23 protein-coding genes and 1 pseudogene are annotated in these 25,174 nt (G+C 68.2%); 17 read left to right on the forward strand and 7 right to left on the reverse strand.

Annotated elements, in window-relative coordinates:
- The first annotated feature begins 424 nt into the window (after positions 1-424).
- From IZR02_RS03070 to IZR02_RS03080, 3 genes are all read left to right on the forward strand, one after another.
- Positions 425-2,761 (forward strand): hypothetical protein, encoded by a 2,337-nt coding sequence (locus IZR02_RS03070; RefSeq protein WP_025104524.1) that lies wholly within the window; start codon positions 425-427, stop codon positions 2,759-2,761.
- Positions 2,762-2,961: 200 nt separating this feature from the next.
- Complete coding sequence (locus tag IZR02_RS03075) at positions 2,962-4,368, forward strand: hypothetical protein (protein WP_139833221.1); 1,407 nt, start codon at positions 2,962-2,964, stop codon at positions 4,366-4,368.
- A gap of 108 nt (positions 4,369-4,476) precedes the next feature.
- Entirely contained in the window at positions 4,477-4,638 is a 162-nt protein-coding gene (locus IZR02_RS03080) for a hypothetical protein (RefSeq protein WP_157544435.1), read from the forward strand.
- Positions 4,639-5,561: 923 nt separating this feature from the next.
- On the opposite strand, the gene IZR02_RS03085 is transcribed toward IZR02_RS03080, so the two are convergent.
- Both IZR02_RS03085 and IZR02_RS03090 read right to left on the reverse strand, forming a co-directional pair.
- Positions 5,562-6,116, reverse strand: coding sequence for an ImmA/IrrE family metallo-endopeptidase (locus tag IZR02_RS03085; protein ID WP_036292947.1), 555 nt, complete (start codon positions 6,114-6,116; stop codon positions 5,562-5,564).
- Between the two features lie 23 nt (positions 6,117-6,139).
- Entirely contained in the window at positions 6,140-6,520 is a 381-nt protein-coding gene (locus IZR02_RS03090) for a helix-turn-helix domain-containing protein (RefSeq protein WP_025104520.1), read from the reverse strand.
- Between the two features lie 131 nt (positions 6,521-6,651).
- Here IZR02_RS03090 and IZR02_RS03095 point away from each other — a divergent pair, with 131 nt between their 5' ends.
- The 3 genes and pseudogenes from IZR02_RS03095 to IZR02_RS18085 all read left to right on the forward strand — a co-directional run.
- A complete protein-coding gene (locus IZR02_RS03095; protein ID WP_025104519.1) occupies positions 6,652-6,927 on the forward strand; it encodes a multiubiquitin domain-containing protein in 276 nt (91 codons plus the stop codon).
- Positions 6,902-8,134, forward strand: a complete 1,233-nt coding sequence (locus tag IZR02_RS03100; protein WP_025104518.1) for a ThiF family adenylyltransferase — start codon at positions 6,902-6,904, stop codon at positions 8,132-8,134. The genes IZR02_RS03095 and IZR02_RS03100 overlap by 26 nt, the downstream gene beginning before the upstream one ends.
- Positions 8,135-8,211: 77 nt before the next feature.
- A pseudogene (locus IZR02_RS18085) lies at positions 8,212-8,382 on the forward strand (DUF6527 family protein); the annotation flags it as partial.
- Positions 8,383-8,401: 19 nt separating this feature from the next.
- Here IZR02_RS18085 and IZR02_RS17865 read toward each other — a convergent pair.
- Positions 8,402-8,962, reverse strand: a complete 561-nt coding sequence (locus IZR02_RS17865; RefSeq protein ID WP_254385421.1) for an alanine:cation symporter family protein — start codon at positions 8,960-8,962, stop codon at positions 8,402-8,404.
- Between IZR02_RS17865 and IZR02_RS03110 the strand changes: the two genes are divergently transcribed.
- Positions 8,961-10,007, forward strand: a complete 1,047-nt coding sequence (locus tag IZR02_RS03110; protein ID WP_025104516.1) for an NAD(P)-dependent alcohol dehydrogenase — start codon at positions 8,961-8,963, stop codon at positions 10,005-10,007. The genes IZR02_RS17865 and IZR02_RS03110 overlap by 2 nt on opposite strands.
- A gap of 61 nt (positions 10,008-10,068) precedes the next feature.
- Here the strand turns inward: IZR02_RS03110 and IZR02_RS03115 are convergent, their stop codons facing one another.
- Positions 10,069-10,662, reverse strand: coding sequence for a TetR/AcrR family transcriptional regulator (locus IZR02_RS03115; protein WP_025104515.1), 594 nt, complete (start codon positions 10,660-10,662; stop codon positions 10,069-10,071).
- A gap of 98 nt (positions 10,663-10,760) precedes the next feature.
- Here IZR02_RS03115 and IZR02_RS03120 point away from each other — a divergent pair, with 98 nt between their 5' ends.
- The 3 genes from IZR02_RS03120 (at position 10,761) to IZR02_RS03130 (ending at position 12,982) form a co-directional block, all read left to right on the forward strand.
- On the forward strand, positions 10,761-11,150 hold the full coding sequence (locus IZR02_RS03120; RefSeq protein WP_025104514.1) for a DUF1304 domain-containing protein: 390 nt from the start codon (positions 10,761-10,763) through the stop codon (positions 11,148-11,150).
- 41 nt (positions 11,151-11,191) lie between these two features.
- On the forward strand, positions 11,192-12,214 hold the full coding sequence (locus IZR02_RS03125; protein WP_025104513.1) for an NADP-dependent oxidoreductase: 1,023 nt from the start codon (positions 11,192-11,194) through the stop codon (positions 12,212-12,214).
- A 120-nt stretch (positions 12,215-12,334) separates the two neighbouring features.
- The gene (locus tag IZR02_RS03130) at positions 12,335-12,982 is read left to right on the forward strand and encodes a GntR family transcriptional regulator (protein WP_025104512.1); all 648 of its coding nucleotides are present in this window, start codon (positions 12,335-12,337) and stop codon (positions 12,980-12,982) included.
- Positions 12,983-13,041: 59 nt separating this feature from the next.
- On the opposite strand, the gene aspS is transcribed toward IZR02_RS03130, so the two are convergent.
- Positions 13,042-14,343 (reverse strand): aspartate--tRNA(Asn) ligase, encoded by a 1,302-nt coding sequence (gene aspS / locus IZR02_RS03135; RefSeq protein ID WP_217316564.1) that lies wholly within the window; start codon positions 14,341-14,343, stop codon positions 13,042-13,044.
- A 354-nt stretch (positions 14,344-14,697) separates the two neighbouring features.
- On the opposite strand from aspS, the gene IZR02_RS03140 reads away from it, so the two are divergent.
- Positions 14,698-15,717: a TerC family protein gene (locus IZR02_RS03140; protein ID WP_025104510.1), complete on the forward strand. Its 1,020-nt coding sequence runs from the start codon at positions 14,698-14,700 to the stop codon at positions 15,715-15,717.
- 94 nt (positions 15,718-15,811) lie between these two features.
- Complete coding sequence (locus IZR02_RS03145; protein ID WP_029989632.1) at positions 15,812-17,104, forward strand: hemolysin family protein; 1,293 nt, start codon at positions 15,812-15,814, stop codon at positions 17,102-17,104.
- 24 nt (positions 17,105-17,128) lie between these two features.
- Here the strand turns inward: IZR02_RS03145 and IZR02_RS03150 are convergent, their stop codons facing one another.
- Positions 17,129-18,031: an arginase family protein gene (locus tag IZR02_RS03150; RefSeq protein ID WP_025104508.1), complete on the reverse strand. Its 903-nt coding sequence runs from the start codon at positions 18,029-18,031 to the stop codon at positions 17,129-17,131.
- A gap of 38 nt (positions 18,032-18,069) precedes the next feature.
- On the reverse strand, positions 18,070-18,612 hold the full coding sequence (locus tag IZR02_RS03155; protein ID WP_025104507.1) for a hypothetical protein: 543 nt from the start codon (positions 18,610-18,612) through the stop codon (positions 18,070-18,072).
- A 157-nt stretch (positions 18,613-18,769) separates the two neighbouring features.
- Here IZR02_RS03155 and IZR02_RS03160 point away from each other — a divergent pair, with 157 nt between their 5' ends.
- The 5 genes from IZR02_RS03160 (at position 18,770) to IZR02_RS03180 (ending at position 25,174) form a co-directional block, all read left to right on the forward strand.
- On the forward strand, positions 18,770-19,963 hold the full coding sequence (locus IZR02_RS03160; protein WP_025104506.1) for a sensor histidine kinase: 1,194 nt from the start codon (positions 18,770-18,772) through the stop codon (positions 19,961-19,963).
- Positions 19,960-20,562 (forward strand): response regulator transcription factor, encoded by a 603-nt coding sequence (locus IZR02_RS03165; protein ID WP_025104505.1) that lies wholly within the window; start codon positions 19,960-19,962, stop codon positions 20,560-20,562. Before IZR02_RS03160 ends, IZR02_RS03165 begins: the two co-directional genes overlap by 4 nt.
- A 75-nt stretch (positions 20,563-20,637) precedes the next feature.
- On the forward strand, positions 20,638-22,041 hold the full coding sequence (gene thrC, locus IZR02_RS03170; RefSeq protein WP_025104504.1) for a threonine synthase: 1,404 nt from the start codon (positions 20,638-20,640) through the stop codon (positions 22,039-22,041).
- 201 nt (positions 22,042-22,242) lie between these two features.
- On the forward strand, positions 22,243-23,583 hold the full coding sequence (locus IZR02_RS03175; RefSeq protein WP_025104503.1) for a purine-cytosine permease family protein: 1,341 nt from the start codon (positions 22,243-22,245) through the stop codon (positions 23,581-23,583).
- Positions 23,584-23,626: 43 nt separating this feature from the next.
- Positions 23,627-25,174: a hydantoinase/oxoprolinase N-terminal domain-containing protein gene (locus tag IZR02_RS03180; RefSeq protein WP_025104502.1), complete on the forward strand. Its 1,548-nt coding sequence runs from the start codon at positions 23,627-23,629 to the stop codon at positions 25,172-25,174.

Here is a 25,174-nt window from a genome sequence, read left to right on the forward strand (position 1 = left end):
TCTCCATGCCTCGCCTTCCGACCTGCTGCTCCGATCTGGTTACTGACAGCTTTCGTGAGACGAATGGCGGTGACTACAAAGTACGGAAGTGGCGGAGTTCCGCGAGACCTGCGTCTCACGCGCTGTCAACTTTCATGAGATCGGACAAAGGGACTGAGTTCAGGTCGCTGCTGTCGCCGCTCGCATACGCCGAGGGCCCGATGATCCGAATCGCAACGACGCACTCGCCCATGAGCTGATCGGCATCGGGGCGCTCAGATCGCCCAAGCGGACAGCAACTGCGAGGTGTCCGGCGTGTCGGAGGCGTGTGGTTCGATGAGGCATGGCATCGAAGTCGAAGCGTTTGAAGGCGCGTACGAAGAGGCGGCGGCATTTGCCTCACGGGGACGCTGCAGCGCCGTCGGATCCTTATGTGGATTTTGTGATGCAGTCCTCGGATACGGTGCAGTCACTGTTTGCTGAACTCAGTGCTGAGGGCGACTTCGCGGCGAACGTGAGTACCAGGTTCGCTGACCGTGTAATTGAGCTTGCGGCAATGGGTTCGCGTTTCACGCCGGCGAGGTTGGCAGAAACCGCCAGGCTGGCGTACTTCCCCTTATCTAAGGCGGGGCAGGTTGTGGCGAGCCCGGACGGCGGCGCGTGGCAGGTCGAGTTGCTCGTGCTGTTGGCGATCGCGGGTCGCAGTACGGATGAGGTGGATGTTCCACCGGCTGAGCCGAATGAGATGAGCGGGGTGGTGCAGGACGCCCGGCCGATTCTCGAAGAGATCACGAACCTGGGCTGGTTCCGGACGCTGGTCGCAGCTGGCCCGGACGCACCACTGGGGTGGCTATCGCTCAGTGTGCAGGGGTCAGAGGTCGCGATGCGCAACTCCTCGTACGCAGACGTGTTGCAGGCGACGGCGGTCGAGCTGCTCGATAGCAACCGGGGGGTTCGCGATGCGTTGGAGGCGGGTTTGGGATTTAGCGCTGCTGAGGCGCTGAGTGTTCTGAATGCCTGTCATTCGATCCAGGCACGCAAACTTAACAAGCGGGGGCAGCAGTTCGCGAGTTCGCTGTCAGAGCCTGCGGGCGCGCCCGGCGATGATGTCGTATCGATGGCCAAGGGGGCCATGAATGTGCTGATGTCAATGTTCGAACCGTCTGCGGACGACTGCACGGTCGGTATCGATGAGCTTGTCGCGGAGACTGGCCTCCCACTGGAGCGTGTCGAACGAGTGGTCGCCTTCTTCACTCTTGATGCGTCCGGGATGACAGCGTTGGAGGCCGCAGAGAAGTTCGTTCAGGGAGACAACCCGTGGCGACGTCACCCGTTGCTTTCGGGCTATGCGGGTCGGGTGATGCTGCTGCACGACGGACACACAGCACCGGCGTTGAGGGAGAGGCTTGAGGAGTTCCTGAAAACGCAGAAGGTGGAATGGGACGCGTACGCGAAGCACCGCGGAGAGGTCCTGGAGGAGCGAGTCATTCGCGCGGTGAAGATGATTCTTCCGACGGCGACGTACCGGAACGGGTTCGAGTTCTACGTCCCCGCAACGGAGGCAGAGAAGGCGACTGGCTCTGCTGATGCGTATACCAAACGGGTGGAGTGTGATCATCTGGTTCTTGTGGATGACGTGGCCTTCGTCATCGAGGACAAGGCGGTTGCGTTCAGTGCCCTGTCGCGGGGAGGAAAGACAACGCGCCAGCTCGGTGATTTGCGGCGCATCATTACGAACGCAGCGAATCAGGCGGGGCGCGTGCGATCAGGGATCGTCGAAGACGGCGGGCTACGCGTCGAGGGTGAGGGATGGGTGGACCTCGCCCACATCCGCGAGATCCATACGATTGCTGTAAGCCTTGACGACATCCCCGCCGTGTTCACGGCGACCGCGGATCTTCTCGAGGCCGGGCTAATCGATCTGGAGAACGTCCCATGGACGGTTTCGCTGCACGATCTCGAGCTGATCGCGGAGCTGGTGGACCGGCCTGCAGAGTTCCTCCTTTATCTGCGGCGCAGGCGCGACCCGATGACGACGATGATGTTCGTGGCGCCTGACGAACTCGACCTGTTCCTCTACTTCTACGAAGCTGGATTGTGGGTGGCGCCCGACCCGGCCCTTGTAAAGGAAGCCTTCCCATTCATGCCCAGCCCCACCACGGGTGAGCTGCGTCGCTTCCGGCAGCAGGTACCGGCGTTCATCACGAGCCGGACGGATGCGGTCGATCAGTGGCATCTCACCCGCGATGCCAGCCCGCGTGCACCGAAGCCGTCGATGCCGACGACGAGCATCGTTGACCTTATCGACGAGCTGCACGACCGACAGAGCTTCGGCTGGCTAAGTGTCGGGGCGACACTGCTTTCCGGAAACGAGGCGGCGCAAGAGAAGTTCGCGCGGCATGCAAAGGACCTGCTCAATAACCCTGACCCGGAAGGTCGCGGACGTAGCCTGACCGTTCCGGTCACCGGAAGTGTCAACGTCGAGGAAGGCTGGGTGCTGGTATGGGCGGTCAAGCCTCCTGGAATCTCCTCCGCGACGTGGGAGGCACACATCCGCAACTACATGAAGGCTAAAGGGCACCAGCTCAATATCCCGCGGGTGGCCGCATTCGCGTATGACGAGCTGAGCCGCGAGTTGATAGCCCTCTACTACGAAGGGGAGACCAGCACGCTGGATCCCTCGGCGACAGCGTCGCTGCAGCGGTTGCGGCCCGCGTCCGCTCTGCAATCGCTGCTTCCACCTGCGGCGAAGCGACGCCGTGGCTCTAACAACCCGGGGTAGCCCGCGCGGCATCGGCTATCCGGGGGGAACACGCGCATCCACTGGGGCGGTGGTCAAGCCCAGGAGCGCCAAAGCTCCCCAATCGCGCTAGGTGGCGTCAGGGCACCCAACACATCGTCCGGCAGACCCCTAGCGGGACCTTTCCCACTGCGGCGTCTCTGCTTTCCAATGACTGGCTGGCTGGCTGGCACAATGACAGCGTGACGAGAAACTCAGGCTTCTATCTCGGTGTCGGCACGATCATGACCGAGTCGGTGACAAGCAAGATCAACACCTCCGGCGGCGAGTACGTCCTGAAATCTCTGAACTCCAAGCCAGGAAACTGGGTAAGAATCGCCGAGATTGTCAAGCGAAGCGATCTCACCGGCGTCATCATGAAGCTGACGGGGAAGGACTTCCAGCGCATCGCGAGCGCCGCCTACGCGCAGGCCACAGACGTTCTGTTCCGCGAGCTCGCGACCAAGCCGCACCTGCTGCTCGTCCACGAGGAGGTCGTGACCCCGCGCGATCCGGAACTCGAACCGGCGACTCCCGAAGGTGCGAGCGCTGACGAGGACGACGACGTAGACGAAGAGGACTGGTTGATGGACCTCGACGGGGATGAGTGGAACGACGACATCGCCCGCGAGTACTTCGGGACCCTGCCGAAGGAGGTCCGTGAAGCCGCCCAGCGGCGGTTCGAGCCGCACGGCCTGACTCTCACCACCTACAAACGCAACGCTGAGGCGTCCATCTTCGCGACTGCGTTCGTCGAGGACACCCTGAACAATCTCCTGTTCCGGATCTACGTCCCGGCCGGTCGGCTGTACGAGGACGAGCTCGCCAAGGTGCTGGAGCTCTTCCATGACTGGCTGGGTTCGGTGAAGGAGCAGACTGTCAGGCAGTCCGGCTATCGCACCCCGAGCGGCCGTGTCATCGAGTTCTTCGGTGAGCCGGGCATGAACGCTGACGTGGTAAGTGACGAGCTCCAGGAGTTCGCTCAGTTTCTGAATATCATCGAAGACTCCGCGACCGCCGAGCAGATGCTTCTCCATCTGGGCGTCACGCCCGATCGAGCGGGCGGTCTGGTGTCGAAGTACGCCAAGGCCGCACGCAGGGTTCTCGTCGACACGAAGCACACCAGGGAACGCATGATCCTCGAGATCCAGCAGCAGCTCGAATCGGAACTCATCGACGAGCTGCCTGACCTCACTACGGCAGAGCTCGGAGACCTGGTGAGCCAACTGGTCCCCGTCTCGCCGTTCGCAGCGAGCCCGGAGACGAGGAGCTTGGCGGCTGGTCAAGATGTACCGTCCCCTACGGTCAACGTTCAGGTCATCCAACGAGTCGAAGGCATCGTCGCCCAGAACGTGAACGGCCCGGTCACGGTGGGTACGCCGGCGGCGGAGCTGATCCAGCTCGTCCGCCAGTTCGGCGACGACTCCGCTGGGGTCTTGGAGACCTGCGCGCGGGAGCTCGCTGATCCCGGCGCACCTCAGCCTGCGCGGCTTCGTGCTCGTCAGGCCTTGAAGAATTTCCTCCTGCGCAACGCTGCTCGGATCGAAAAGTCCGTCTACGACAATGCTTTGAAGTGGGTCGTGGACAGCGTCAGTGACTGGCTGGGGTAGAGAACCCGCGACCGATCACGACCGCAAGCGAAGCAGTCTGTTCGCCTTGGCCATCGCGACCTGGCGCGCCCACTGCTGCCCACGTCACCGGTGCGATTGCATGGACCTGTGAACCAGGAGAGACCGAACGAGCGCCGCGCGAAGAAGGCCGTCGAGAAAATGCTGGGCGTCACGCTCGACCACGCCGATAAGAACGGTGGCGCCGACTATCTGTTCCCTCGCGACACCATCGCCCTTGAAGTGACGCAGGTCACTGATGAGGACGTGTGACTACTTCGCTCCGAAGATGACATCTGAACGGGAGGCGGCGTATGGAAGGGTGCGCGGTCAAGTCATTTCCGCGTGGGCCTCGCATCGGAACGTCTACCTTCGTCTGGAGCTCAGAGGTCAACGTATGGCCCTCGACCTCGAGCGTGAGTGTCTCGTTCCGTTGGGTCGGCCAGATCCGGAGCGTGATCTTGTCGCCGGCTGGCCATGAGTTCACTCTTGATGGCACGCCGTCGTAGGTCGTCACGCGGGACAAGTCGCTGCCTTCGAACTCCGGCGTCACTCGTCCCGTGTTGGATCGGAATCCCACGTGAGACAGTTGCGGCCCGGCATGGGCGATCTCGACGAGTATTTCGCCGTTGTCCGCGACTGTCGCACTGAGGTCCGCTAAAACTATGGTGTCCGCCGCGAGTGGCTCGGTTGAAAGCGCATGGGGCAGCTGGGCTTTCGCGCCGCCCTGATACCCGAAGACCCGCTGGGGGCGATCGGTGAGATTGTCCCGCCACGAGCCGCCGTACTCGCTGACCAACTGGCCAAAGAATGACCCAGATCCCGCATAGGACCAGGTCGGCTCGATGACCCCGACAATCCGCTGCTCCGACCGGAGCATCCAGTTGCGGATGGCGTGGTTGACGTGCGTGTCCGCGAAGCGGTAGCCCACGATCACGAGGTGGTCGGCGCGCTCTATCGCTTCTTCCGCGGCGTGAAGCAGTTCAAGGGTCGGACCGTCGGTCGCAAGTTTCTCCCGATCACCGACAACAATCCAGGGTTGTTCCTCGCAGGTGCCGGGGTGGGAATCCTGCTGCCGCTGCTCACCGTCGTCGTGCTCGCCGTGGCCCTAGGTGCCAACCGCCGCCGGGGGAGCGCTGTGCCCGCCTCCGGGGGAGCCGCGACGGGTGCGCCGGCGCCGGTGCTCGCTTCCCGCGCTACTGCCGAGGTCCGGGGTCGTTCTTCCGCGTCCAGCGCTGTGCGATGACCCGGGCTCCCCTCATCTGCATCTGCGCGAACTGCTCGCTCACTCCGAACGCGAATGCCACCTGCTGGTTGCTCCACCCCGCGAACGCGGCCTTGCGTGCGGCGATGTCGGGGACGAGGAGTTCCCCGGCCATGAACGTGGCCTGCTTCTCTTTCATCGTGTCGAAGACCCGTTCATGGTTCGCCCCGATGAGGGACGCGTCGAAGGCGTGCTCCAGAAGATGATGTCCGAGCTCGTGCGCGATGCTCGCCCGCCGGCGGACCTCCGCGTGGCCGTCGTTGTCGAGGATGATGCGGCTCGTGCCCAACGGCACCAGTGCCGCCGACCACCGTCCCGTCGTATCGGCGAGGAAGTGGCTCAGCGCCGCCTCGCTGAGCGCCCACGCGTGCAGCTCCGACAGCGGATAGACGGAGATGCCGTGTTCGTCGGCGAGGAGATAGGGGTCGAAGCGTTCCGTCGGCGTGAGGCCGAGGTTCTTCCGCTCCTCGGCGGCGACCTCTCGCATCGATTTCTGGGTCCACCGCTCCACTACTCGCCCCGTGACGCGCTTTCAGCCTGGAAGCGTCGCGCCGCGGCGCCGATGACTTCCTCGAGGTACTCCACATCCTTGCCGGTGAGGTCTTTGCGGGCGCGCAGGAGCGGCGCGAGCGTGGCGACGAGATCCGGCTCATCGACGTCTGACCGGACGGCACCGCCGATGTAGAAATCCTCGGCCGGCATGCGCAGCCAGGTGGTCATCGCCGCGAAGGCCGTGACATCCGGTTTCAAGTTATTCGCCATCCGGGAGATCGTCGACGCGCTCACGCCGATCTCTTTCGCGAGCTGCCGCCAGGAAAGACCCCTGCTCTCCCGTGTCCTATCCAACGCCGCATGCAGCGACCTCACGTCAACGCGTAGCTCTTCGGTCATCCCTGCTCCGCCTCTTTCGCACTGCTCGACATGTCGATCATGTGTGCTATTCTACTACTGCTCGAAACTTCGAGCACCGCACTAAATCCGGCGCGTCTGGTGCGGCGACTATCAGCGTCGGAGGAGAAGTCATGGACACGATCTCGGAAGAGGGCGTTCAGCGCGGCAAGCCAGCGGTCACGATTTTCGTGAACACCCGCGAGTTCGCGTGGAGTGAGAAGGAGATCTCGTACGAGCAGGTGTACGCGCTCGCGTTCCCGAACGACCCGCTCAACGACGGCGACGTCGTGCGTATCGAGTACTCGCGGGGACACAACGGTGGTGGGGCGGGCGCGCTGCAGCCGGGCAAGACCGTCCGTGTGAAGAAGGGCATGGTGTTCGATGTCTACGTCACCGTTCGCAGCTGATCCCTCGATCCGCCGGCTGCTCGAGGAGGACTATTGCCTCACCGTGGACAGCAACCATCTCCTCGTCGAGCACATCCCGTACGTCACCCCCGCAGGGGAGGTGGCGTACGGACGGCTCGCCCTTCCGGTCACGTTCAGCGGGGACGACATCGTGCAGGACGCGACCGGCAGTCACGTGATCTGGTTCATCGGGGAGCAGCCGTGCGACGAGAATGGGAAGCCGATCGAGGGGGCGACGCCGTCGCCGCACGCGGTGACGGCGCATCTCACGGCGTACTTCATGATCTCGAGCAAGCCGCGACGGATCGAGGCCTTCGACACCATGTACGAGAAGGTCAGGTCGTATGCGCGGGTGCTGAGCCACCCGGCGCGCGCGCTCGATCCGACGGTGACGGCGACCCCGGGGGCGGGGTGGTCCGAGGTCCCGGATGACCTGCCCTTCGTGTATCGCGACACCGGGACGGCGCGGGTGGGGCTGGCTGACATGAACGCGCGGTTCCGGGGACAGAAGGTCGCGATCATCGGCCTCGGCGGGACGGGCAGCTACATCCTCGACCAGGTGGCGAAGACGTGGGTTGACAGCATCGACCTGTTCGACGGGGACGTGTTCGACAACCACAATGCGTTTCGGGCACCCGGGGCGGCCTCTCTCGAGGAGCTCGCCCAGCGACCGAACAAGGCCGACTACTTCGCGGGCCGGTATGCGCACATGCACACGGGCATCACCGCCCACCCCACGTTCGTCACCGCCGAGACGCTCGATGTCCTTACCGGGTTCACGTTCGTGTTCATGGCTGCGGCGGACGCGGACGACAAGCCGCAGATCCTGGCCTGGCTGCGCGAACGGGGTGTGCCGGTGATCGAGGTGGGGATGGGGATTCAGGACGAGGGTGGACAGTTGTCCGGCCTGCTCACCGTGGTGAACCACTTCCCGGGCCTTCCGGTTTCGCCAGCGGCGTCCTCCGCGGGCGGTATCAACGAGTACGACCGCAACATCCAGGTCGCGGACCTCAACGCGCTGAACGCGACGCTCGCGGTCCTGGAGTGGAAGAAGCACCTCGGCTACTATGCCAGCGCCGGTGCGACGACGGAGTCCATCTATAAGATCTTCACGGGCGACATCCGTGTTGGCACGGACATCGACACGGATATCGGCGCGGACGGCGCGACGAGTGCGGATGCGGCGCCGTCCGAGGAGGCCGCATGAGAGTGGACCGGATCGTCCCGGAGTTCGTGGCCTCGTTCCCGTCCGATCTAGAGCCGGGTGTGCTGTACGTGTCGACGATGTTCTCCACCACGGCGCACGCCTGCGCCTGCGGATGTGGCCGTGAAGTGATCGCCCCGTTGTCTCCGGCACAGTGGGTGCTCACCTTCGACGGGACGGTGTCGTTGCGACCGTCGATCGGCAACTGGGGGCTGCCGTGTGGTTCCCATTACCTCATCGATCGAGGGCGCATCCGGTGGGCGGGCCGCTTCACCTCGTCCGAGGTGCGCCGCAACCGGGAGGCGGATGGCCGGGCCCTGGATGCGGCGCGACCGTCGACGACGCGGTCGTGGTGGCGCCGCCTCGGGGACGTTCTGCGGCGGCGCCGGTCAGCGGTGCGGGACTGACGCGTCCCGCACCGGCCCAGGAGTACGGAGAGATCACCCGGAGCCGCTCGACCGGGTGCGTCACCGCCGCGCTCGCTCCTGCGTTGGGAGCCGACCCCAGTCCGGCTTCGTTGGAGAACATCCCCCTCATGACGCCGGTGAGGATGATGTAGCCGAGCGCCGCGCCGACGACCTCGTTCGGGCCGAAGGCTTCGAGGAAGATCGTGGCGGAGACTCCGGGCAGGCGCTCGATGTGCATCGCGACGATCACCAAGCCGAGAAGCAGATCCAGGAGCTGAGAAGCTGCCGGGTCCGCCTGCGTCTGCCCGGCCGGCGGACGACGAGGAAGGTCCCGATCGGGCGGATACTGGAGGGGACGGTTTCGAGAGCCCCCGCCTCCGCACCGCGCGGCAGACCTCTCGAACGCCAGGAAGAAGATGCTCATGAAAGCTCTCCGCTACGTCGAGATCGGCAAGCCCCCGGTGGTGGTCGACATCCCGATTCCGAAGCCCGGCCCCGGACAGGTCCTGCTCAAGATCACCGCGGGTGGTGTCTGCCACTCCGACGACTACGTCATGGGACTCTCCGAGAAGGACTACCACGAGCAGGGCTACCCGCTGCCGTTGACGCTCGGGCATGAAGGCGCCGGCGTCGTGCACGAGATCGGCGAGGGCGTCGACTCGACGCTCAAGGTCGGAGATGCCGTGGCCGTCTACGGGCCCTGGGGCTGTGGCCGCTGCCACAACTGCTCGATGGGCAAGGAGAACTACTGCACGAACGCCGCCGCCGAGGGCATCCGTCCTCCGGGCCTGGGCAGCCAGGGGTCGATGGCCGAGTACATGATCGTCGACGACGCGCGCCACCTCGTGCCGCTCGGGGATCTCGACCCCGTGCAGAACGTCTCGCTGACCGACGCGGGCCTCACCCCGTACCACGCGATCAAGAACTCGCTTCCGAAGCTCGGCGCCGGCACGGTCGCGGTCGTGATCGGCACCGGCGGGCTCGGCCACGTCGGCATCCAGATCCTCAAGGCCATCTCGGGTGCCACGGTCATCGCGCTGGACGTGAACGACGAGAAGCTGAAGCTCGCCACCGAGGTCGGCGCGGATCACGTGCTGATCAGCGACGCGTCGGCGGCCGAGAAGATCCGCGAGCTCACCGGCGGTCTCGGCGCGAACGCCGTGTTCGACTTCGTCGGCGCGAACCCGACGATCGCCCTGGCGCAGAGCGTGGCCGCGCTCGAGGCCGACATCACGATCGTGGGCATCGGCGGAGGCAGCATGACGCTCGGCTTCGGCTCGATCGCCTACGACGCGGCCGTGCGCATCCCCTACTGGGGTTCGCGCGCCGAGCTGATCGAGGTGCTGGACCTCGCCCGCGCCGGCAAGATCCACGTCCAGACCGAGAGCTACACGCTCGACGACGGCCCGAAGGCGTACGAAGACCTCGCGTCGAACAGCATCCGCGGACGCGCCGTCATCGTCCCCTGATGTCGGCCTCGAACGCCCGGGAGGGATCGCCCTCCCGGGCGTTCGTCGTCTCGGTGCGGCCTCAGCCGCGGCGTCGCCGGTCGGCGAGGAGGGCGAGCGCCGCATCGATCGCGCTCGCCGCCGCGTCGGGAGCCACGCGCACGAGGGCGAAGGCGGAGACCACGAGCCCCGTGCAGGCGTCGGCCAGGGTCTCGATCTCCGTTCCCGTGAGCGCGGGGAGAGCAGCCCGGATGCCGCGGGCGAACGCCGCGCGGAGCTCCGCGCGATAGGACGCCACGACCCGGGCGACCGCGTCGTCGGTGCCGATGGGGGCGGCAGCGGTGTTGACCAGCAGGCAGCCGCTCGTCGCCGGGAGGCTGCCCGTCGTCAGCAGGGCCGCGCGTAGTCCGCCGAGATAGGTCTCCAGGGCCTCCGGCGCCACGGTCTCACCCGTCAACGGGGCGAGGCGCGGGCGGATGACCTCGTCCAGGTAGCTCTCGACGGCGGCGTCGAAGAGTCCGCGTTTGGAACCGAAGGCGTGATAGATGCTCGAGCGGCTGAGACCGGTCGCGCGCTCGAGCTCGGGCAGCGGCGCGCTCTCGAAGCCGCGCTCCCAGAACACGCCGCGTGCCGCGCGGACCGCTTCCGCGGTGTCGAAGGTCTGTGTGCGCCCCATCCGCCCTGCTCCTGCCCTTTTGTGAATCGCTCGATCCAATATATATTGGAACGACCGATACAGAATGCGCGGCCTCGCCGCGTCGAAGGGGGACTGCCATGGTCATCGCCGGACTCGTGCTCGCAGGCATCGCCGCGCTCGTGCACGTCTACATCTTCTGGCTCGAGTCGTTCGCCTGGACCAGCGCGCGCGCTCGCCGCACGTTCGGCACCGGCACGGCGGAGGAGGCCGCGCGACAGAAGGAGCTCGCCTTCAACCAGGGCTTCTACAACCTGTTCCTCGCGATCGCCGTCCTCCTCGGCATCGTCCTCTTCGCCACGGGAGCGACGGCCGTCGGCGCGACCCTCGTCTTCACCGGCGCCGGATCGATGGTCGCCGCGAGCCTCGTGCTGCTGCTGTCGAGCCCTGACAAGGCGTCCGCCGCCCTGAAGCAGGGCGTCATCCCGGCGCTCGGCGTCATCGCGCTGGCCATCGGCCTCCTCGTCTGAGTCCGGCCGCAGCCCCCCCCAGATCCTCACGAAGGAGAGTAATGTCCCACGCCATCAGCACCCAGATCCAGCTCGCCCGCCGCCCCGAGGGGTGGCCGACCCACGACGACTTCCGCACCGTCGAGGTCGAGCTGAGCGATCCGGCGCCGGGGGAGGTGCGCGTGGCGAACGAGTTCGTCTCCGTCGACCCCTACATGCGCGGGCGGATGAACGACGTCCGCAGCTATGTTGCCCCCTACGCCCTCGACGAGGTCATCGCGGGTGGCGCCATCGGCCGGGTCGTCGCCTCTGCGGCGGACGACCTCCCCATCGGCACCGTCGTGCTGCACCAGCACGGCTGGAGCGATGTCGTGCAGGCGGACGCGTCGACCTTCCGGGCCGTGCCCGAGGTGCCCGGCATGCCGCTGTCGCTGCGCCTGCACATCCTCGGCATGACCGGCCTCACCGCGTACGTCGGCCTCACCGCGATCGCCGGACTCGCCCCGGGCGACACCGTCTTCGTCTCCGGCGCCGCCGGTGCCGTCGGCACGGCTGTCGGTCAGATCGCCAAGCTCCTCGGCGCGGGCCGCGTGATCGGCTCGGCGGGCTCACCCGAGAAGGTCGCCCTGCTGACCGAGAAGTACGGCTACGACGCGGCGTTCAACTACAAGGACGGCCCGGTGCGCGAGCAACTCGCCGCCCTCGCGCCCGAGGGCGTGGACGTGTTCTTCGACAACGTCGGCGGCGACCACCTCGAAGCCGCGCTCGACGTGATGAACGACGGTGGCCGGATCGCGCTGTGCGGCGCCATCACGAGCTACAACACCACCGAGCGCGTGCCCGGGCCCGACAACATGGCGAACATCATCACGCGCGGGCTCCGTCTCCAGGGCTTCACGCTGGCCGCGTACCTACCCCTGTCGCCGGAGTTCAGCGAGAAGATGACCCGCTGGTTCGCGGAAGGGCGGATCGCCTACGACGAGACCATCGTCGACGGGATCGAGAACACGGTCGACGCGTTCCTCGACATGATGCGCGGAGCCAACACGGGGAAGATGCTCGTGCGCGTCACGCCCTCCGCCTGACGTCCGGGGCGGGCCGCCAGCGCATTTGAGATATATTGCTTGAGACGTAGAACTTCACTCTCCATGACCCCCACTGGAGGCAGTGTGACACTCTCTGGCGGCCCCCTCGAACGCCGGTCGATGAGCGACGAGGCTTTCGTGCGCCTGCAGGATGCCATCATCAGCGGCGAACTCCAGCCCGGCGAGCGCCTGCGCGACTACGAGCTCGCCGAACGCCTCGGCACCTCGAAGACGCCGATCCGTCATGCCCTCGACCGCCTGGCCGACAACGGCCTCGTCGAGATGCAGCGCAATCGCTACACCCGCGTGGCTCCGATCGATCTGGAGCGGGTGCGCAACGCCGTCGACCTGTTCGGCGACATCTGGATCGGCTCGGTCCGTCACGTCATGCCGGTGATCCAGGACGACGATGTGGCCTATCTCGTCGAGCTGGCCGACGACATGGCGGCGTCGGTGCAGGCGCGGGACATCATCGCGTTCGGCGCGGCGCTCCGCAGCGCGGCGACGGGTTTCGCCCGGATCGAGGGCAACGCCACGCGTGCCAACTCCATCGAGCGCCTCGGCCCGCAGATCCGTCGGTTCACCCAGCACGCGAAGGACGCCGTGGACTGGTCCGCCGTCGAGGTGTTCGTCGGTGCGATCCGCGAGGCGACGTCGGAGCGCGACGCGGTCAAGACCCGTGCCGTGCTGGTGACCTTCTTCGATGAGACGCTCCCAGCCATCATCGATCGGGCCGAGCAGTCGGGACTGGCCGAGATGTCGGAGTGATCGACCGCTGACGAACGAGGGCGACGGCACACCGCGGTCGCCCTCGTCGCGTCACGGGGCTACGGCGTGAGGCGATGGACGTCGCGCGGGAACAGCGTCACCTCGCGGACGTTGGCCGCCTCGACCAGGCGGCCCACCCAGCGCTCCAGTCCGATGGCGAAGCCGCCGTGGAGAGGCATCCCGTGCGCGAATGCCTCCAGGTAGCCGGCGTACGCCGAGGGCGATTCTCCTCGCGCCTCGATCGCGGCGACGACCTCGCTGTGCCGATGCAGACGCTGTCCACCGGTCACGAGCTCCAGGCCGCGGAACAGGAGGTCGAAGCTGTTGCTCCCCTCCGCGTCGTCAGCCTGCGGATGCGTGTAGAACGGGCGCTTGCGCATCGGGTAGCCCTCGACGGCCAACACGTCGCTGCCGAACTCCTCCTTCGCCCATGCCCCGAGCGCCCGCTCGTGCGCCGGGGAGAGGTCGGGCTCGTCGGCCGGAGCACCGACCCGGCGCAGCGCGTCGCGGAAGTGCACGACGGGGATGTCCTCGGGGATGACGGGGAGCGTCACGTCGAGCAGCGCGAGCTCTTCCGCGGCGTCGGCGCGGATGCCGTCGAGCATGCCGCGCAGCACGTCGCCGAGGAGGCGCAGGACGTCGCGGTGGTCGCGGATGAACCCGAGCTCGACGTCCAGCGACACGTACTCGGACAGATGCCGCACGGTGTCGTGGGGCTCGGCTCGGAAGACCGGCCCCACCTCGTAGACGCGTTCGAACACGCCGACGAGCTGCTGCTTGTAGAACTGGGGGCTCTGCGCGAGGTACCCGGTCCTGCCGAAGTAGTCGACGGGGAACACGTTCGCCCCTGACTCGGTCACGGTGTCGACGATCTTCGGGGTCTGCACCTCGGTGAAGTCCGCGGCGTCGAGCACCCGGCGGAACGCGCGCACGCTCGCCGCGGCGATCTGCCAGGTCGCGCGGCGTGCGGGATGACGCCAGGTCACCGCCGCGTGGTCGAGCAGAGTCGGCAGGCTCGTCTCGAGCGTCGGGCGCCACAGCTCCACGACCGGCGGTGCGGCCGGCTCCGACAGGCTCTCGATCTGCGGGTCGACGATCTCGACGCCGCCGGGGGCCTGCGGGTTCGCGGCGACGGTCCCCGTCACGCGGACCACTGTCTCCTCCGGAGGGAGGCCATCCGCTGGATGCTCGGCGGAACGGACCACGACCTGTGCGAGGCCCGAACGGTCGCGGATGATCAGGAAGGCGACGGTGGCGAGTTCCCTCCGGCGATGGACGTGACCGAGCAGGGTGACACGGCGGCCGGGGACGGCCTCGGCGAGCTCCGCGGCGAGAGTGCGGGCGGGGTCGGGTGTTCTCATTTCTCCTCCAGGTTGTGGGAGCCCTGGAGGTGTGGGCGGGGGCCAGATCGCGGTGCCACCACACCTTCGCCGGTGAGAAGCCGGCCTCTCGTCGGTACGCCGGACGCGCGGGGACCGCCTGCCCGGAGGCCGGGGGTCGTCACGCCCCGGCGGTCGCCGCGTCCAGTCTAGGGGCGTTCTCGGCAGATCCACAGAATCGCTCGGGCACCGTCTCGTACCCTGGATTATCCAAGGGGAGTACTCCGACACGGTCGGGTCGTCATTACGGATGCGTCTGCATCCCGGCCTACCGGTCCCGCTCGGGATGGGGAAGACTTTGGCGCTGTTCCGTCACGCCCGAGTCTGGAGTATCCGTTGGAAATCACCCCTTTGATCTGGGTCATCACGATCGCGGTCACCATCGCGTTCTTCGTGTACGAGTTCTTCGCGCACGTCCGCAAGCCGCACGAGCCGAGCATCGGCGAGTCCGCACGCTGGTCGATCTTCTACATCAGCCTCGCGCTGCTCTTCGGCGTGGGCATCGGCATGGTGTCCGGCTGGACCTACGGCGGCGAGTACTTCGCCGGCTACCTCACCGAGAAGGCGCTGTCGATCGACAACCTCTTCGTGTTCCTCATCGTGATGACGGGCTTCGCGGTGCCGAAGATCTATCAGCAGAAGGTGCTGATGATCGGCATCGTGATCGCGCTGATCCTCCGCGGCATCTTCATCGCCGTCGGTGCGACCCTCATCGAGAACTTCTCCTGGATCTTCTACGTCTTCGGCGCGCTGCTGCTCTTCCTCGCGTACCGCCAGGCCTTCAGCAGCCACGAGAGCAACCCCGCGAACGGCCGCTTCATGACGTTCGTCCGTCGTCACCTCCCCGTCAGCGAGGAGTACAACGGCGACAAGCTCACGGTCGTCCAGAAGGGCAAGCGCTACGTCACGCCGATGCTGCTGACGATCATCGCGATCGGCTTCATCGACCTCGTCTTCGCCGTCGACTCGATCCCCGCCATCTACGGCCTCACCGACCAGGCGTACATCGTCTTCACCGCGAACGCGTTCGCGCTGATGGGGCTTCGGCAGCTGTACTTCCTCATCGGCGGGCTGCTGGAGCGCCTGGTGTACCTGGCCCAGGGCCTCGCCGTCATCCTCGCGTTCATCGGCGTGAAGCTCGTGCTGCACGCCCTGCACGTCAACGAGGTGCCGTTCATCAACGGCGGTGAGCCGATGCTGTGGGCGCCCGAGATCCCGATCTGGTTCTCGCTGCTCTTCATCGCCGCGACCATCGCGGTCGCCACCGTCGCGAGCCTGATGAAGACGCGCCGGCACCGCAACGCCGTCTCTTCCTCGACCGATTCCACCCCCACCATCGACAAGGAGCACTCTTGAGCGCGCAGCGCTGTTCTGACTCTTCGGACTCTGACAGTACGAGCACCCGGTTCATCCCGGGTGCTCACCCCGCCACCGAGGAGGTCGCCCGCTGATGGGCGATCTGCTCTGGAACATCGCCCTCGTCCTGCTCTTCGTGCTGATCGGCGGTGTCTTCGCTGCGACGGAGATGGCCCTGGTCACGCTGCGTGAGAGCCAGCTCAACGCGATCGCCGCTCGCGGCCGTCGCGGAGCGAAGGTCGCCGCCCTGGCCCGCAACCCCAACACCTTCCTCTCGGCGGTGCAGATCGGCGTGACCGTGGCGGGCTTCGCGTCCGCCGCCTACGGCGCGACCTCGATCGCGCCGTCCGTCGCGCCGCTGCTGGAGGGCTGGGGTGTCGCGCCTCCGCTTGCGATGACGCTCGCCACGATCGTGCTGACGCTGATCATCGCGTACCTGTCGCTCGTGCTCGGCGAGCTCGTGCCGAAGCGGCTCGCGATCCAGCGCAACGCGCAGTTCGCGTACGCCGTGGCGCCGGCGCTGAACGGCTTCGCGACCGTCATGCGCCCGGTGATCTGGCTGCTGTCGGTCTCGACGAACGCCCTCGTCCGCGTGCTCGGCGGCGACCCGCACAAGACGAGCGACGAGCTCACCGACGAGGAGGTGCGCGACATCGTGGCGACCCACCAGGGCCTGCCCGACGACGAGCGCCGCATCCTCGACGACGTGCTCTCCCTGCGCGGACGTCAGGTGAGCGAGGTCATGCGCCCGCGTCCCGAGGTCGTGGCGCTCGACGAAGCGGCGACCGTGGGGGCGGCGATGGAGCAGGTCCGCGAGCTGCCCTTCTCCCGGTACCCCGTGTCCCAGACGTCGATCGACGACATCACCGGCTTCGTGCACGTGCGCGACCTCTTCGAGGCTGCGGCCGACGATCCGGAGCGTCCGCTGCAGGGGCTCGTCCGCGACATCCCCTACATCCCGTCCACCGCGCGGGTGTTGCCCACCCTCACCCGGATGCGGGCGGAGGGACACCACATCGCGGTCGTCGTGGACGAGTACGGCGGCACCGATGGTCTCGTCACGCTGGAGGACCTCGTGGAGGAGGTCGTCGGCGAGATCTTCGACGAGTATGACGCCGAGGTCTTCATCTCCGCTGACGACGGCTTGGACGGGCGCCTCAACCTGCAGGACTTCGAGGAGGCGACGGGGCTCGCGATGCCCCGGGGGTCTTCCGACACGATCGCGGGATTCGTCACCGAGCAGCTCGGCCGGCTCGCCGTGGTCGGCGACACCGTCGAGGTGCCGGGCGCGACCATCCAGGTGGCCGAGGTCGATCGGCGGCGCATCGCGCGGGTGCGCGTCTCGATGCACACCGATCCGGGTGCCGAGCGGGGCACCGAGGACTGACGGGCAGCAGGGTGGCGGGGCGCGTCAGTCGCGCGCTCCGCTGCCCAGCTCGCGCAGTCCATCGCCGAGGACCTCGGTCAGGAGCTGGGCGTAGCGACCGTCGGGGTCCAGGTCCGGGTCGAACACGGTGATGCTCGCCCCGATGGCCTGCGGGGCGAGGGCGCGCAGGAGAGCGGTGAGTTCTGCGGCCCCGAGTCCGCCCGGGTCCGGGCTGTCGACGGCGGGCATCACCGACGGGTCGAGCACGTCGACGTCGAGCTGCAGCCAGTAGCGCCCGCCGGCGGACGCCGCGGCCTCGGCGGCGACCGCGTCGGCTCCTCGTGCCAGGACGTCGGCCGCCGGCGTGACGCGCAGGAGGAGGCCGCGGACCTCCTCCTGCTCCTCGTCGTCGTCGCGATGCCCGATGTGGGCCGTGCGTGCGGGGGAGAAGTACGGCGCGAGTCCGTCGATGTCGGCGATCGCCGGCCAGTGCTCGCCGACGGCTGCCGCCAGCGCTTCGCCGGCCACGCTCGCGCACTCGTCGCTGTTGCCCGGGTGGCGGAAGTCGGTGTGCCCGTCGATGTGCACGAGGCCCGCGCCTCCACGGCGCTTCACGGCGATCCCGGCGCCGACGAGGATGCCGCAGTCGCCCCCGATCACGAGCGGGGCGCGGCCCTCGTCGAGGACCTCGCCGATGCGCGAAGCCAGGCGGAGGGAGTGGTCGACGAAAGCGGCCTCGTTCCGCACCCGGCCGGCGGGCCGCGTGGCGTCGTCGTCCACGTAGCGTCCGGCGAGCACGATGCCGCCGTCGCTCGCGCCCTGATCGGTGAAGCGCCGGAACAGCCCCGCCTCCCGGAACGCCTCCGGCGCCTTCGCGGAGCCGGGCACGCTGCCGGGCTCCGGTGGGCGCAGGCCGAGGTTGCTGGGGGCCGACAGCAGAGTGATCATGCGCTCATCCTGCCGCGGGCGTCCGACATCGCCTCCGCTCAGCGGATGGCGTAGACGGCGCTCCCCACGATCACCGCGATGACGGTCGTCCAGCCGATGATCGCGACGGCCTGCCACACGAGGATGCGCCCCTTGCCGATGCCGGACGCGGCGAGCATGGTGGCGGTGAAGTGCGTCGGCAGCAGCAGCGGTCCCAGCAGGCTCACCCCAGGCACGCCGTAGCGCTCGAACGCGCGCTGGAACTTCTCGCGGCGGGCGGAGCCGCGTCCGGTCTCCGCCGGGACGCCGTCGGCCTCCCGGCTCGTCCCGCCGCCCACCGTCACCGGCTGCTTCGCCCGCGAGCGGTCCACGATGGCCCGGCGGGCGCCCGCGCTGGCCAGCACCAGGATCGCGACGCAGAGGAAGTTGCCGACCATCGCGGCGATGGCCGCGACCACGGGCGGGATGCCGCCGAGGATGCCGATGCTCGCGGCACCCTCGCCTTCGACGAACGGCACCGCTCCGGCGAGGGCGACGATGAGGGGCTGGACGAGGTCGGGGACCTGGGCGACGAGGGTCTGGAAGGTCTCGATGAGGTTCATGGGGGAAGCTCCGGGTGTCGGTGCAGACGGTCTCTCCGTCGCGATGACCCCAGTCCAGTCGATGGCGGCCCGAGGCGGCAGTGCCGCCGCGTCATCGCTCTCCGTGCGGTTCGCACCCGGATCCCGTGACATGTGTCACGCCTCTATCGTGGGGAGCGTGAGCAGTCCTTCCCCCGCTTTCTCCGATCCCGGTCCCGGTGCCCGCCAGCTCGCGCGGGGCATCACCGCCACCTGGTGGTACACGGTCGGCGGGGTGGTCTTCATCGAGCTCATGCTGGTGGCCGCCTGGCTGGGCATCGCCGTGGCACTGGATCGCTCGGGAGTCGCGCTGCTCGTCGTGGGGGTCGGCGGGGTGCTCTGGGCGGCGTCGACCATCCTGCTGCTGGTCGACTACCGTCATCGCGTCGACGCCGGCCCCGGGGTGGGCTGGGTGCGCTTGGCCGTGCCGACCGTCGTCGCCCTGATCTACGGCGGCGCGGCGGGGGCTCTGGTCGGCAGTTGGCAGCTCGCCGCGATGCCGGTGGTGCAGGTCTTCGTGCTGGTGAGCTGGCCCCGCGGGATCCGGGTGCGTGTGGCCGTGGCGGCGACGGTCGTGCTCGTCGCTCTCGCGCTGCTCGACTCGACCACCCCCCTCGGCTCCGAGGTCCCGGTGTGGGTGCCGGTGCTCTACGGAGTCATGCTGCCCGGGATGACCGTGAGCTCGCTGTGGTGGTGGGACGTGCTCGTGGCCCTCGATCGGGCACGCACCTCGGAGGCGCGACTGGCGGCGACGCAGGAGCGCCTGCGCGTGGCGACCGACGTGCACGACCTCCAGGGGCATCATCTCCAGGTGATCGCCCTGCAGCTCGAACTGGCGGAGCGCCTGCCGCCGACCGACCCGGCCGCCGGGATGGAGCAGCTCCGCGCCGCGAGGGCGAGCGTCGACGACGCGCGGCAGGGCACCAGGGACCTCGCCACGCGGTTCCGGTCCGTGCCCCTCGGCGACGAGCTGGCGAACGCCCGAGACCTGCTCGTGGCGGCAGGACTGACGGTGGAGGCGCGGATCCATCCCCATGCGGACGCGGCGCCCGCGGCCGACCTCGGCCCCGTGATCCGGGAGACGACCACGAACGTCCTGCGGCACGGACGCGGCGGTCGCGCGCGCCTGATCCTCGACCGGACGGCGGACGCCTGGCGGTACGAGGTCGCCAACGACGCCGACCCCACGGCCGAGGACGGGGCGGGCGGCTCCGGGCTCGAGGGCGTCCGCCGACGGATCGGCGAGGCGGGCGGCACGTTCGAGCAGCGGCGAGACGCCGACGAGTTCGTCGTGACGGTCACCGTGCCCGCGCGGGCGGAGATCGTCCGATGATCCGGGTGCTGCTCGCCGACGACGAGGGCATGATCCGCTCCGCGCTCGCCGCCCTGCTGCGTCTCGAGGCCGACATCGACGTCGTCGCGGAGTGCGCGGACGGCGAGGAGGCCGTCGCCGCCGCCGTCCGGCTCGAACCCGACGTATGCCTGCTCGATCTGGAGATGCCGGGACTCGACGGTGTGCAGGTCGCCGAGAGGCTCAACCGCACGATCGCCACCCGCTGCATCGTCGTCACCCGGCACGCCCGCCCCGGAGTGCTCCGGCGGGCGCTCGCCTCCGGCGTCTCCGGGTTCGTGCCCAAGTCGCGAGGTGCGGACGAGCTCGCCGCGATCATCCGCCGCGTCGCGGCCGGCGCCCGGTACGTCGACCCGGAGATCGCCGCGGATGCGCTGAGCGACGAGCGGTCGCCGCTCACCGATCGGGAGCTGGATGTGCTCCGCGCCGGGCGTCGCGGGGAGACCACGGGACAGATCGCCCGGGCGCTCGCGCTGGCGCCGGGGACGGTGCGCAACCACATCTCCGTCATCCTCGGGAAGCTCTCGGTGAGCACGCGTCAGCAGGCCGTGCTCGTCGCCGAGGAGCGCGGCTGGATCTGACCGTCGTCACGCGTCCGTTTCGGTCGTCACGGCCTGCGAGAATGGAGGCGCCGAGTCCCGAGCCGAGGAGCACACGTGCCGTTCATCTCCACCCGCGGCGGCATGCAGCCGCAGTCGTTCAGCGAGACGCTGCTGGAGGGCCTGGCGCCCGACGGCGGTCTGGCCGTCCCCGACGCCATGCCCGAGGTCGACGGCGAGACGCTCGAGCGCTGGCGGGCCCTGACCTATCCGCAGCTGGCGACCGAGGTGCTCGGCCTCTTCGCGACCGACATCCCGCGGGAGGACCTCGCCCGGATGACGGCGGCGGCGTATGCGGACTTCCCGGACGGCGTCGTCCCGCTGCGTCGCGTGGACGACGACCTCACGCTGGTCGGCCTCTCCGAGGGCCCGACGCTGGCGTTCAAGGACATGGCCATGCAGTTCCTCGGGCAGGTGCTGGAGTACACGCTCGAGCGCCAGGGCTCGGTCCTCAATATCCTCGGTGCCACGTCTGGTGACACCGGCTCGGCCGCGGAGCACGCCCTGCGCGGCAAGGAGCGCGTCGCGGTGTTCATGCTGTCGCCGCAGGGCCGGATGAGCGCGTTCCAGCGGGCGCAGATGTTCTCGCTCGACGACGCGAACGTGCACAACATCGCGGTGGAGGGCGTCTTCGACGACTGCCAGAACCTCGTGAAGAAGCTCGCCGGCGACCTCGACTTCAAGCGCGCTCAGCACCTGGGCGCTGTGAACTCGATCAACCTCGCCCGCATCACCGCGCAGACGGTCTACTACTTCTGGGCGTGGCTGCGCGCAACCGACGCCGGCGGCTGGGCCGAGGTGTCGTTCACCGTCCCCTCGGGGAACTTCGGCAACATCCTCTCCGGATTCTTCGCGAAGCAGATGGGACTGCCGATCCGACGCCTCGTCCTGGCCGCGAACGAGAACAACGTGCTCGACGAGTTCTTCCGCACGGGGGTGTATCGCCCCCGCAGCGCCGCCCAGACGCTGGCGACCTCGAGCCCGTCGATGGACATCTCGAAGGCCTCGAACCTCGAGCGCTTCATCTTCGAGCTCGTCGACCGCGATCCGGCGCGAGTGGTCGGCGCGTGGGACGACCTGGAGGCCCAGGGCTTCTTCGACTTCTCGGCCGAGCAGCCGCGCTTCGCGGAGGAGTTCGGCATCGTGAGCGGCACCTCGACGCACGAGGACCGGCTCGCGACCATCCGCGACGTGTACGAGGCCTCCGGCGAGGTGATCGACCCGCACACCGCCGACGGCGTGAAGGTCGCGCGGGAGTATGTCGAGCCCGGAGTGCCGATGCTGGTGCTGGAGACGGCCAAGCCCGAGAAGTTCGCCGAGACGATCCACGAGGCCATCGGGGTCGAGCTGGCGTACGCCCCCGAGCTGCGCGCCATGCTCGACGCCCCCCAGCACGTGACCGAGATGCCCGACGACGAGCGCGCTCTCCGTGCCTTCATCGAGGAGAACGCCCTCCACTGACCCGCGAGACCCCGCTTTCGCGCCGAAACCCCCTGTCCCGGACGCCGGAGACAGGGGGTTTCGACATGAACCCGGGGTCTCGGCGGAAATGGGCAGTGTGCACAGAGGGAAGGGGGATCGGGGCGGAGTGCACATGTCGGGGAGGGGACGGGGGTGAGTACCGTGGCGGGCAACCCGTATCCTCCTCCCGAAGGACTCCCCATGGCACGCACGGCGCACGCAGACGACTTCGCGCTCTCCCGAGTGACTCCTGAGGCCCGCAAGCCCTGGTTCGGAATCGCCGTCCAGCGATTCGGACAGGTCTCCGCCCTCTCGCAGTTCCTCCTCGGCGCGACCCTCGGTTACAGCATGACCTTCGGCGAGGCCGTCCTCGCCTTCCTGTTCGGCTCGCTCATCCTCGAGGTGATCATGTGCGTGGTCGGCTTCATCGGCCAGCGTGAGGGCCTGAACACCGCGCTCCTCGCCCGCTGGACGGGCTTCGGCGAGATCGGCGCCTCGCTCGTCGGCCTCGCGATCGGCATCAGCCTCATCGGCTGGTTCGGCATCCAGTCCGCCATCTCCGCGCAGTCGCTCGACGCGCTCATGCCCGGGGCCCTGCCGGTCTGGGCGTGGAGCCTCATCTTCGGCCTCGCCGTCACCGCGATCGTCGCCTTCGGCTTCGTCGGGATGCAGTGGCTCGCGAACATCACCGTGCCGCTGTTCCTGATCCTCGTGGGGTGGTCCGTCATCTCCGAGCTCACCCGCCACGACATCGGCGAGCTGCTCACCGGCCCCGCCCCCGGCCCGACCATGAGCGTCTGGGCGGGCACCGGCATCGTCGCCGGCGGTCTCATCGTCGGCGCGATCATCACGGGCGACATGACCCGCTTCAACCGCTCCCGCGCCGACGTCGTCAAGCAGACGGTGCTGGGCGTCTCCCTCGGCGAGTTCGTGATCGGCCTCGCCGGCGTGCTTCTCGCCCACGCGGCGGCGACCGGCGACATCGTCGCCATCGTCACCTCGTCCGTCGGGTTCGTCGGCCTGTTCATCGTCCTCACCGGCACGCTGAAGATCAACGACTGGAACCTGTACTCCTCCACGCTCGGCCTGGTGAACTTCATCTCCACCGCCTTCGGGAAGAACCTCCACCGCGTCACCACGACCATCGTCCTCGGCGTGGTGGGATCGGTGCTTGCGGCGGTCGGCATCCTCGGCCAGTTCACCGAGTTCCTCGTCGTGCTCAGCGTCGCGTTCCCGCCGATCGCCGGGATCATGGTCGCCGAGTACTACGTGGTGCGCCGCTGGCGTCCCGAGCTCGACGCGACCCGCGAGGCCGGCACCCTGCCCGGCACCGCGCCCCGGATCGTCCCGGCCACGATCGTCGTCTGGCTGGTGTCCTCGCTGGTCGGCTACTTCGTGACCTGGGGCATCCCCTCGCTGCTCAGCCTCTTCCTGTCGATGGTGCTCTACATCGTCGCCGGCAAGCTCGGCTGGGTGCGCGGCGTCGGCGTCGCGACCACCCGGCAGGCGGACCCCGTCGACAGCGCCCCCGCCGCGGTCTGAGCAGACCCGCCGGACACGAACCACCTCCACGAAAGCGAGCATCATGCACATCGGCATCGACGTCGGCGGCACCAACACCGACGCCGTCCTCATGGACGGCACCCGCACCCTGGCCGGGGTCAAGCACTCCACGACCCCGGACGTGACGAGCGGGATCGTCCAGGCCATCGCAGACCTCCGTGCGAGGCACTCCTTCGAGGGCGGCGACATCGACGCGGTGATGATCGGCACGACGCACTTCATCAATGCGCTCGTGCAGGCGAGCCGGCTCGCTCCGGTCGCGGCCCTTCGACTCGGCCTGCCCGCGACGCGCGCGCTGCCGCCGCTGATCGACTGGCCGGAGGTTCTCGTCGCGGCCACCCAGGCACGCAGCTACCTGGCGCACGGCGGCTACGAGTTCGACGGCCGCCCGATCTCGCCGCTCGACCCCGACGAGATCCGCGCGCACGCCGAGGACATGAAGGCGAACGGCATCCGCTCGGTGGCCATCTCGTCGGTGTTCAGCCCGGTCAACCACGACCTCGAAGTGCAGGCGGCCGAGATCGTCGCCTCGGTGCTCGGAGAGGACGCCGCCATCTCGCTGTCGCATGAGATCGGCCGCATCGGACTGCTGGAGCGCGAGAACGCGACGATCATCAACGCCGCCCTCCGCGAGCTCGCGTCGGAGATCGTCGACGGGCTCACCTCGGCGGTCCGTGCGCAGGGCATCGAAGCGCCGATCTTCCTCAGCCAGAACGACGGCACGCTCATGGACGAGGACTACGTGCGCCGGTACCCGGTCGCGACCTTCGCCTCCGGCCCCACCAACTCGATGCGCGGGGCGGCGGCCACCAGCGGCCTCGTCGACTGCGCCGTCATCGACGTGGGCGGCACCACCGCCGACATCGGCCTGCTCATCAACGGCTTCCCCCGGGAGACGGCGAACGAGGTGAAGGTCGCCGGCATCCGCACGAACTTCCGCATGCCGGATGTGCTCTCCCTCGGCATCGGCGGTGGCAGCATCGTCGACGAGGAGACGGCCGAGGTGGGTCCGGCCTCGGTCGGATACCGGCTGACGACGGAGGCTCTGATCTTCGGCGGCTCGACCCTCACGGCCACCGACATCGCGGTCGCCGCCGGTCGTGCGCAGGTGGGGGATCCCGCCAAGGTCGCGCACCTCGACCCCGCGTTCGTGGAGCGCGTGCTCGCCCGCATCGCGGAGCGCGTCGCGGAGGCGGTGGACCGCATGCGCACGTCGCCGGAGCCCATCGCGGTCGTGGCCGTCGGCGGCGGGTCCATCCTGCTGCCCGACGAGCTGCCCCTGTTCGGCACCGTCCATCGCCCGGAGAACTATGCGGTCGCGAACGCCATCGGCGCCTCGATCGCTCAGGTCGGCGGCGAGATCGACAAGGTCTACGCGATCGAGCCGGGCCGTCGCGACGAGACGATCGCCGAGGTGCGCGCCGAGGCCGTCGACAAGGCCATCGCGGCCGGCGCCAAGCCCGCGACCGTGTCGATCATCGACTTCGACGAGGTCCCCATCCCGTATCTTCCCGGCAACGCGACGCGCATCCGCGTGAAGGCCGTCGGCGACCTCGACATGGGGGCCTGA

The sequence above is a fragment of the Microbacterium paraoxydans genome, assembly GCF_019056515.1.
GTDB lineage: Bacteria > Actinomycetota > Actinomycetes > Actinomycetales > Microbacteriaceae > Microbacterium.

What these genes read in the sequence shown, in the direction of transcription:
- IZR02_RS17865 (WP_254385421.1), bottom strand. Translation starts at nt 8,962, where the DNA reads ATGAGCATCTTCTTCCTGGCGTTCGAGAGGTCTGCCGCGCGGTGCGGA.
- IZR02_RS03110 (WP_025104516.1), top strand. Translation starts at nt 8,961, where the DNA reads ATGAAAGCTCTCCGCTACGTCGAGATCGGCAAGCCCCCGGTGGTGGTC.
- IZR02_RS03130 (WP_025104512.1), top strand. Translation starts at nt 12,335, where the DNA reads ATGAGCGACGAGGCTTTCGTGCGCCTGCAGGATGCCATCATCAGCGGC.
- IZR02_RS03155 (WP_025104507.1), bottom strand. Translation starts at nt 18,612, where the DNA reads ATGAACCTCATCGAGACCTTCCAGACCCTCGTCGCCCAGGTCCCCGAC.
- IZR02_RS03125 (WP_025104513.1), top strand. Translation starts at nt 11,192, where the DNA reads ATGTCCCACGCCATCAGCACCCAGATCCAGCTCGCCCGCCGCCCCGAG.
- IZR02_RS03085 (WP_036292947.1), bottom strand. Translation starts at nt 6,116, where the DNA reads ATGCGAGAGGTCGCCGCCGAGGAGCGGAAGAACCTCGGCCTCACGCCG.
- IZR02_RS03070 (WP_025104524.1), top strand. Translation starts at nt 425, where the DNA reads ATGCAGTCCTCGGATACGGTGCAGTCACTGTTTGCTGAACTCAGTGCT.
- IZR02_RS03150 (WP_025104508.1), bottom strand. Translation starts at nt 18,031, where the DNA reads ATGATCACTCTGCTGTCGGCCCCCAGCAACCTCGGCCTGCGCCCACCG.
- IZR02_RS03090 (WP_025104520.1), bottom strand. Translation starts at nt 6,520, where the DNA reads ATGACCGAAGAGCTACGCGTTGACGTGAGGTCGCTGCATGCGGCGTTG.
- IZR02_RS03120 (WP_025104514.1), top strand. Translation starts at nt 10,761, where the DNA reads ATGGTCATCGCCGGACTCGTGCTCGCAGGCATCGCCGCGCTCGTGCAC.
- IZR02_RS03175 (WP_025104503.1), top strand. Translation starts at nt 22,243, where the DNA reads ATGGCACGCACGGCGCACGCAGACGACTTCGCGCTCTCCCGAGTGACT.
- IZR02_RS03145 (WP_029989632.1), top strand. Translation starts at nt 15,812, where the DNA reads ATGGGCGATCTGCTCTGGAACATCGCCCTCGTCCTGCTCTTCGTGCTG.
- IZR02_RS03100 (WP_025104518.1), top strand. Translation starts at nt 6,902, where the DNA reads ATGTCTACGTCACCGTTCGCAGCTGATCCCTCGATCCGCCGGCTGCTC.
- aspS (WP_217316564.1), bottom strand. Translation starts at nt 14,343, where the DNA reads ATGAGAACACCCGACCCCGCCCGCACTCTCGCCGCGGAGCTCGCCGAG.
- IZR02_RS03095 (WP_025104519.1), top strand. Translation starts at nt 6,652, where the DNA reads ATGGACACGATCTCGGAAGAGGGCGTTCAGCGCGGCAAGCCAGCGGTC.
- IZR02_RS03165 (WP_025104505.1), top strand. Translation starts at nt 19,960, where the DNA reads ATGATCCGGGTGCTGCTCGCCGACGACGAGGGCATGATCCGCTCCGCG.
- IZR02_RS03180 (WP_025104502.1), top strand. Translation starts at nt 23,627, where the DNA reads ATGCACATCGGCATCGACGTCGGCGGCACCAACACCGACGCCGTCCTC.
- IZR02_RS03115 (WP_025104515.1), bottom strand. Translation starts at nt 10,662, where the DNA reads ATGGGGCGCACACAGACCTTCGACACCGCGGAAGCGGTCCGCGCGGCA.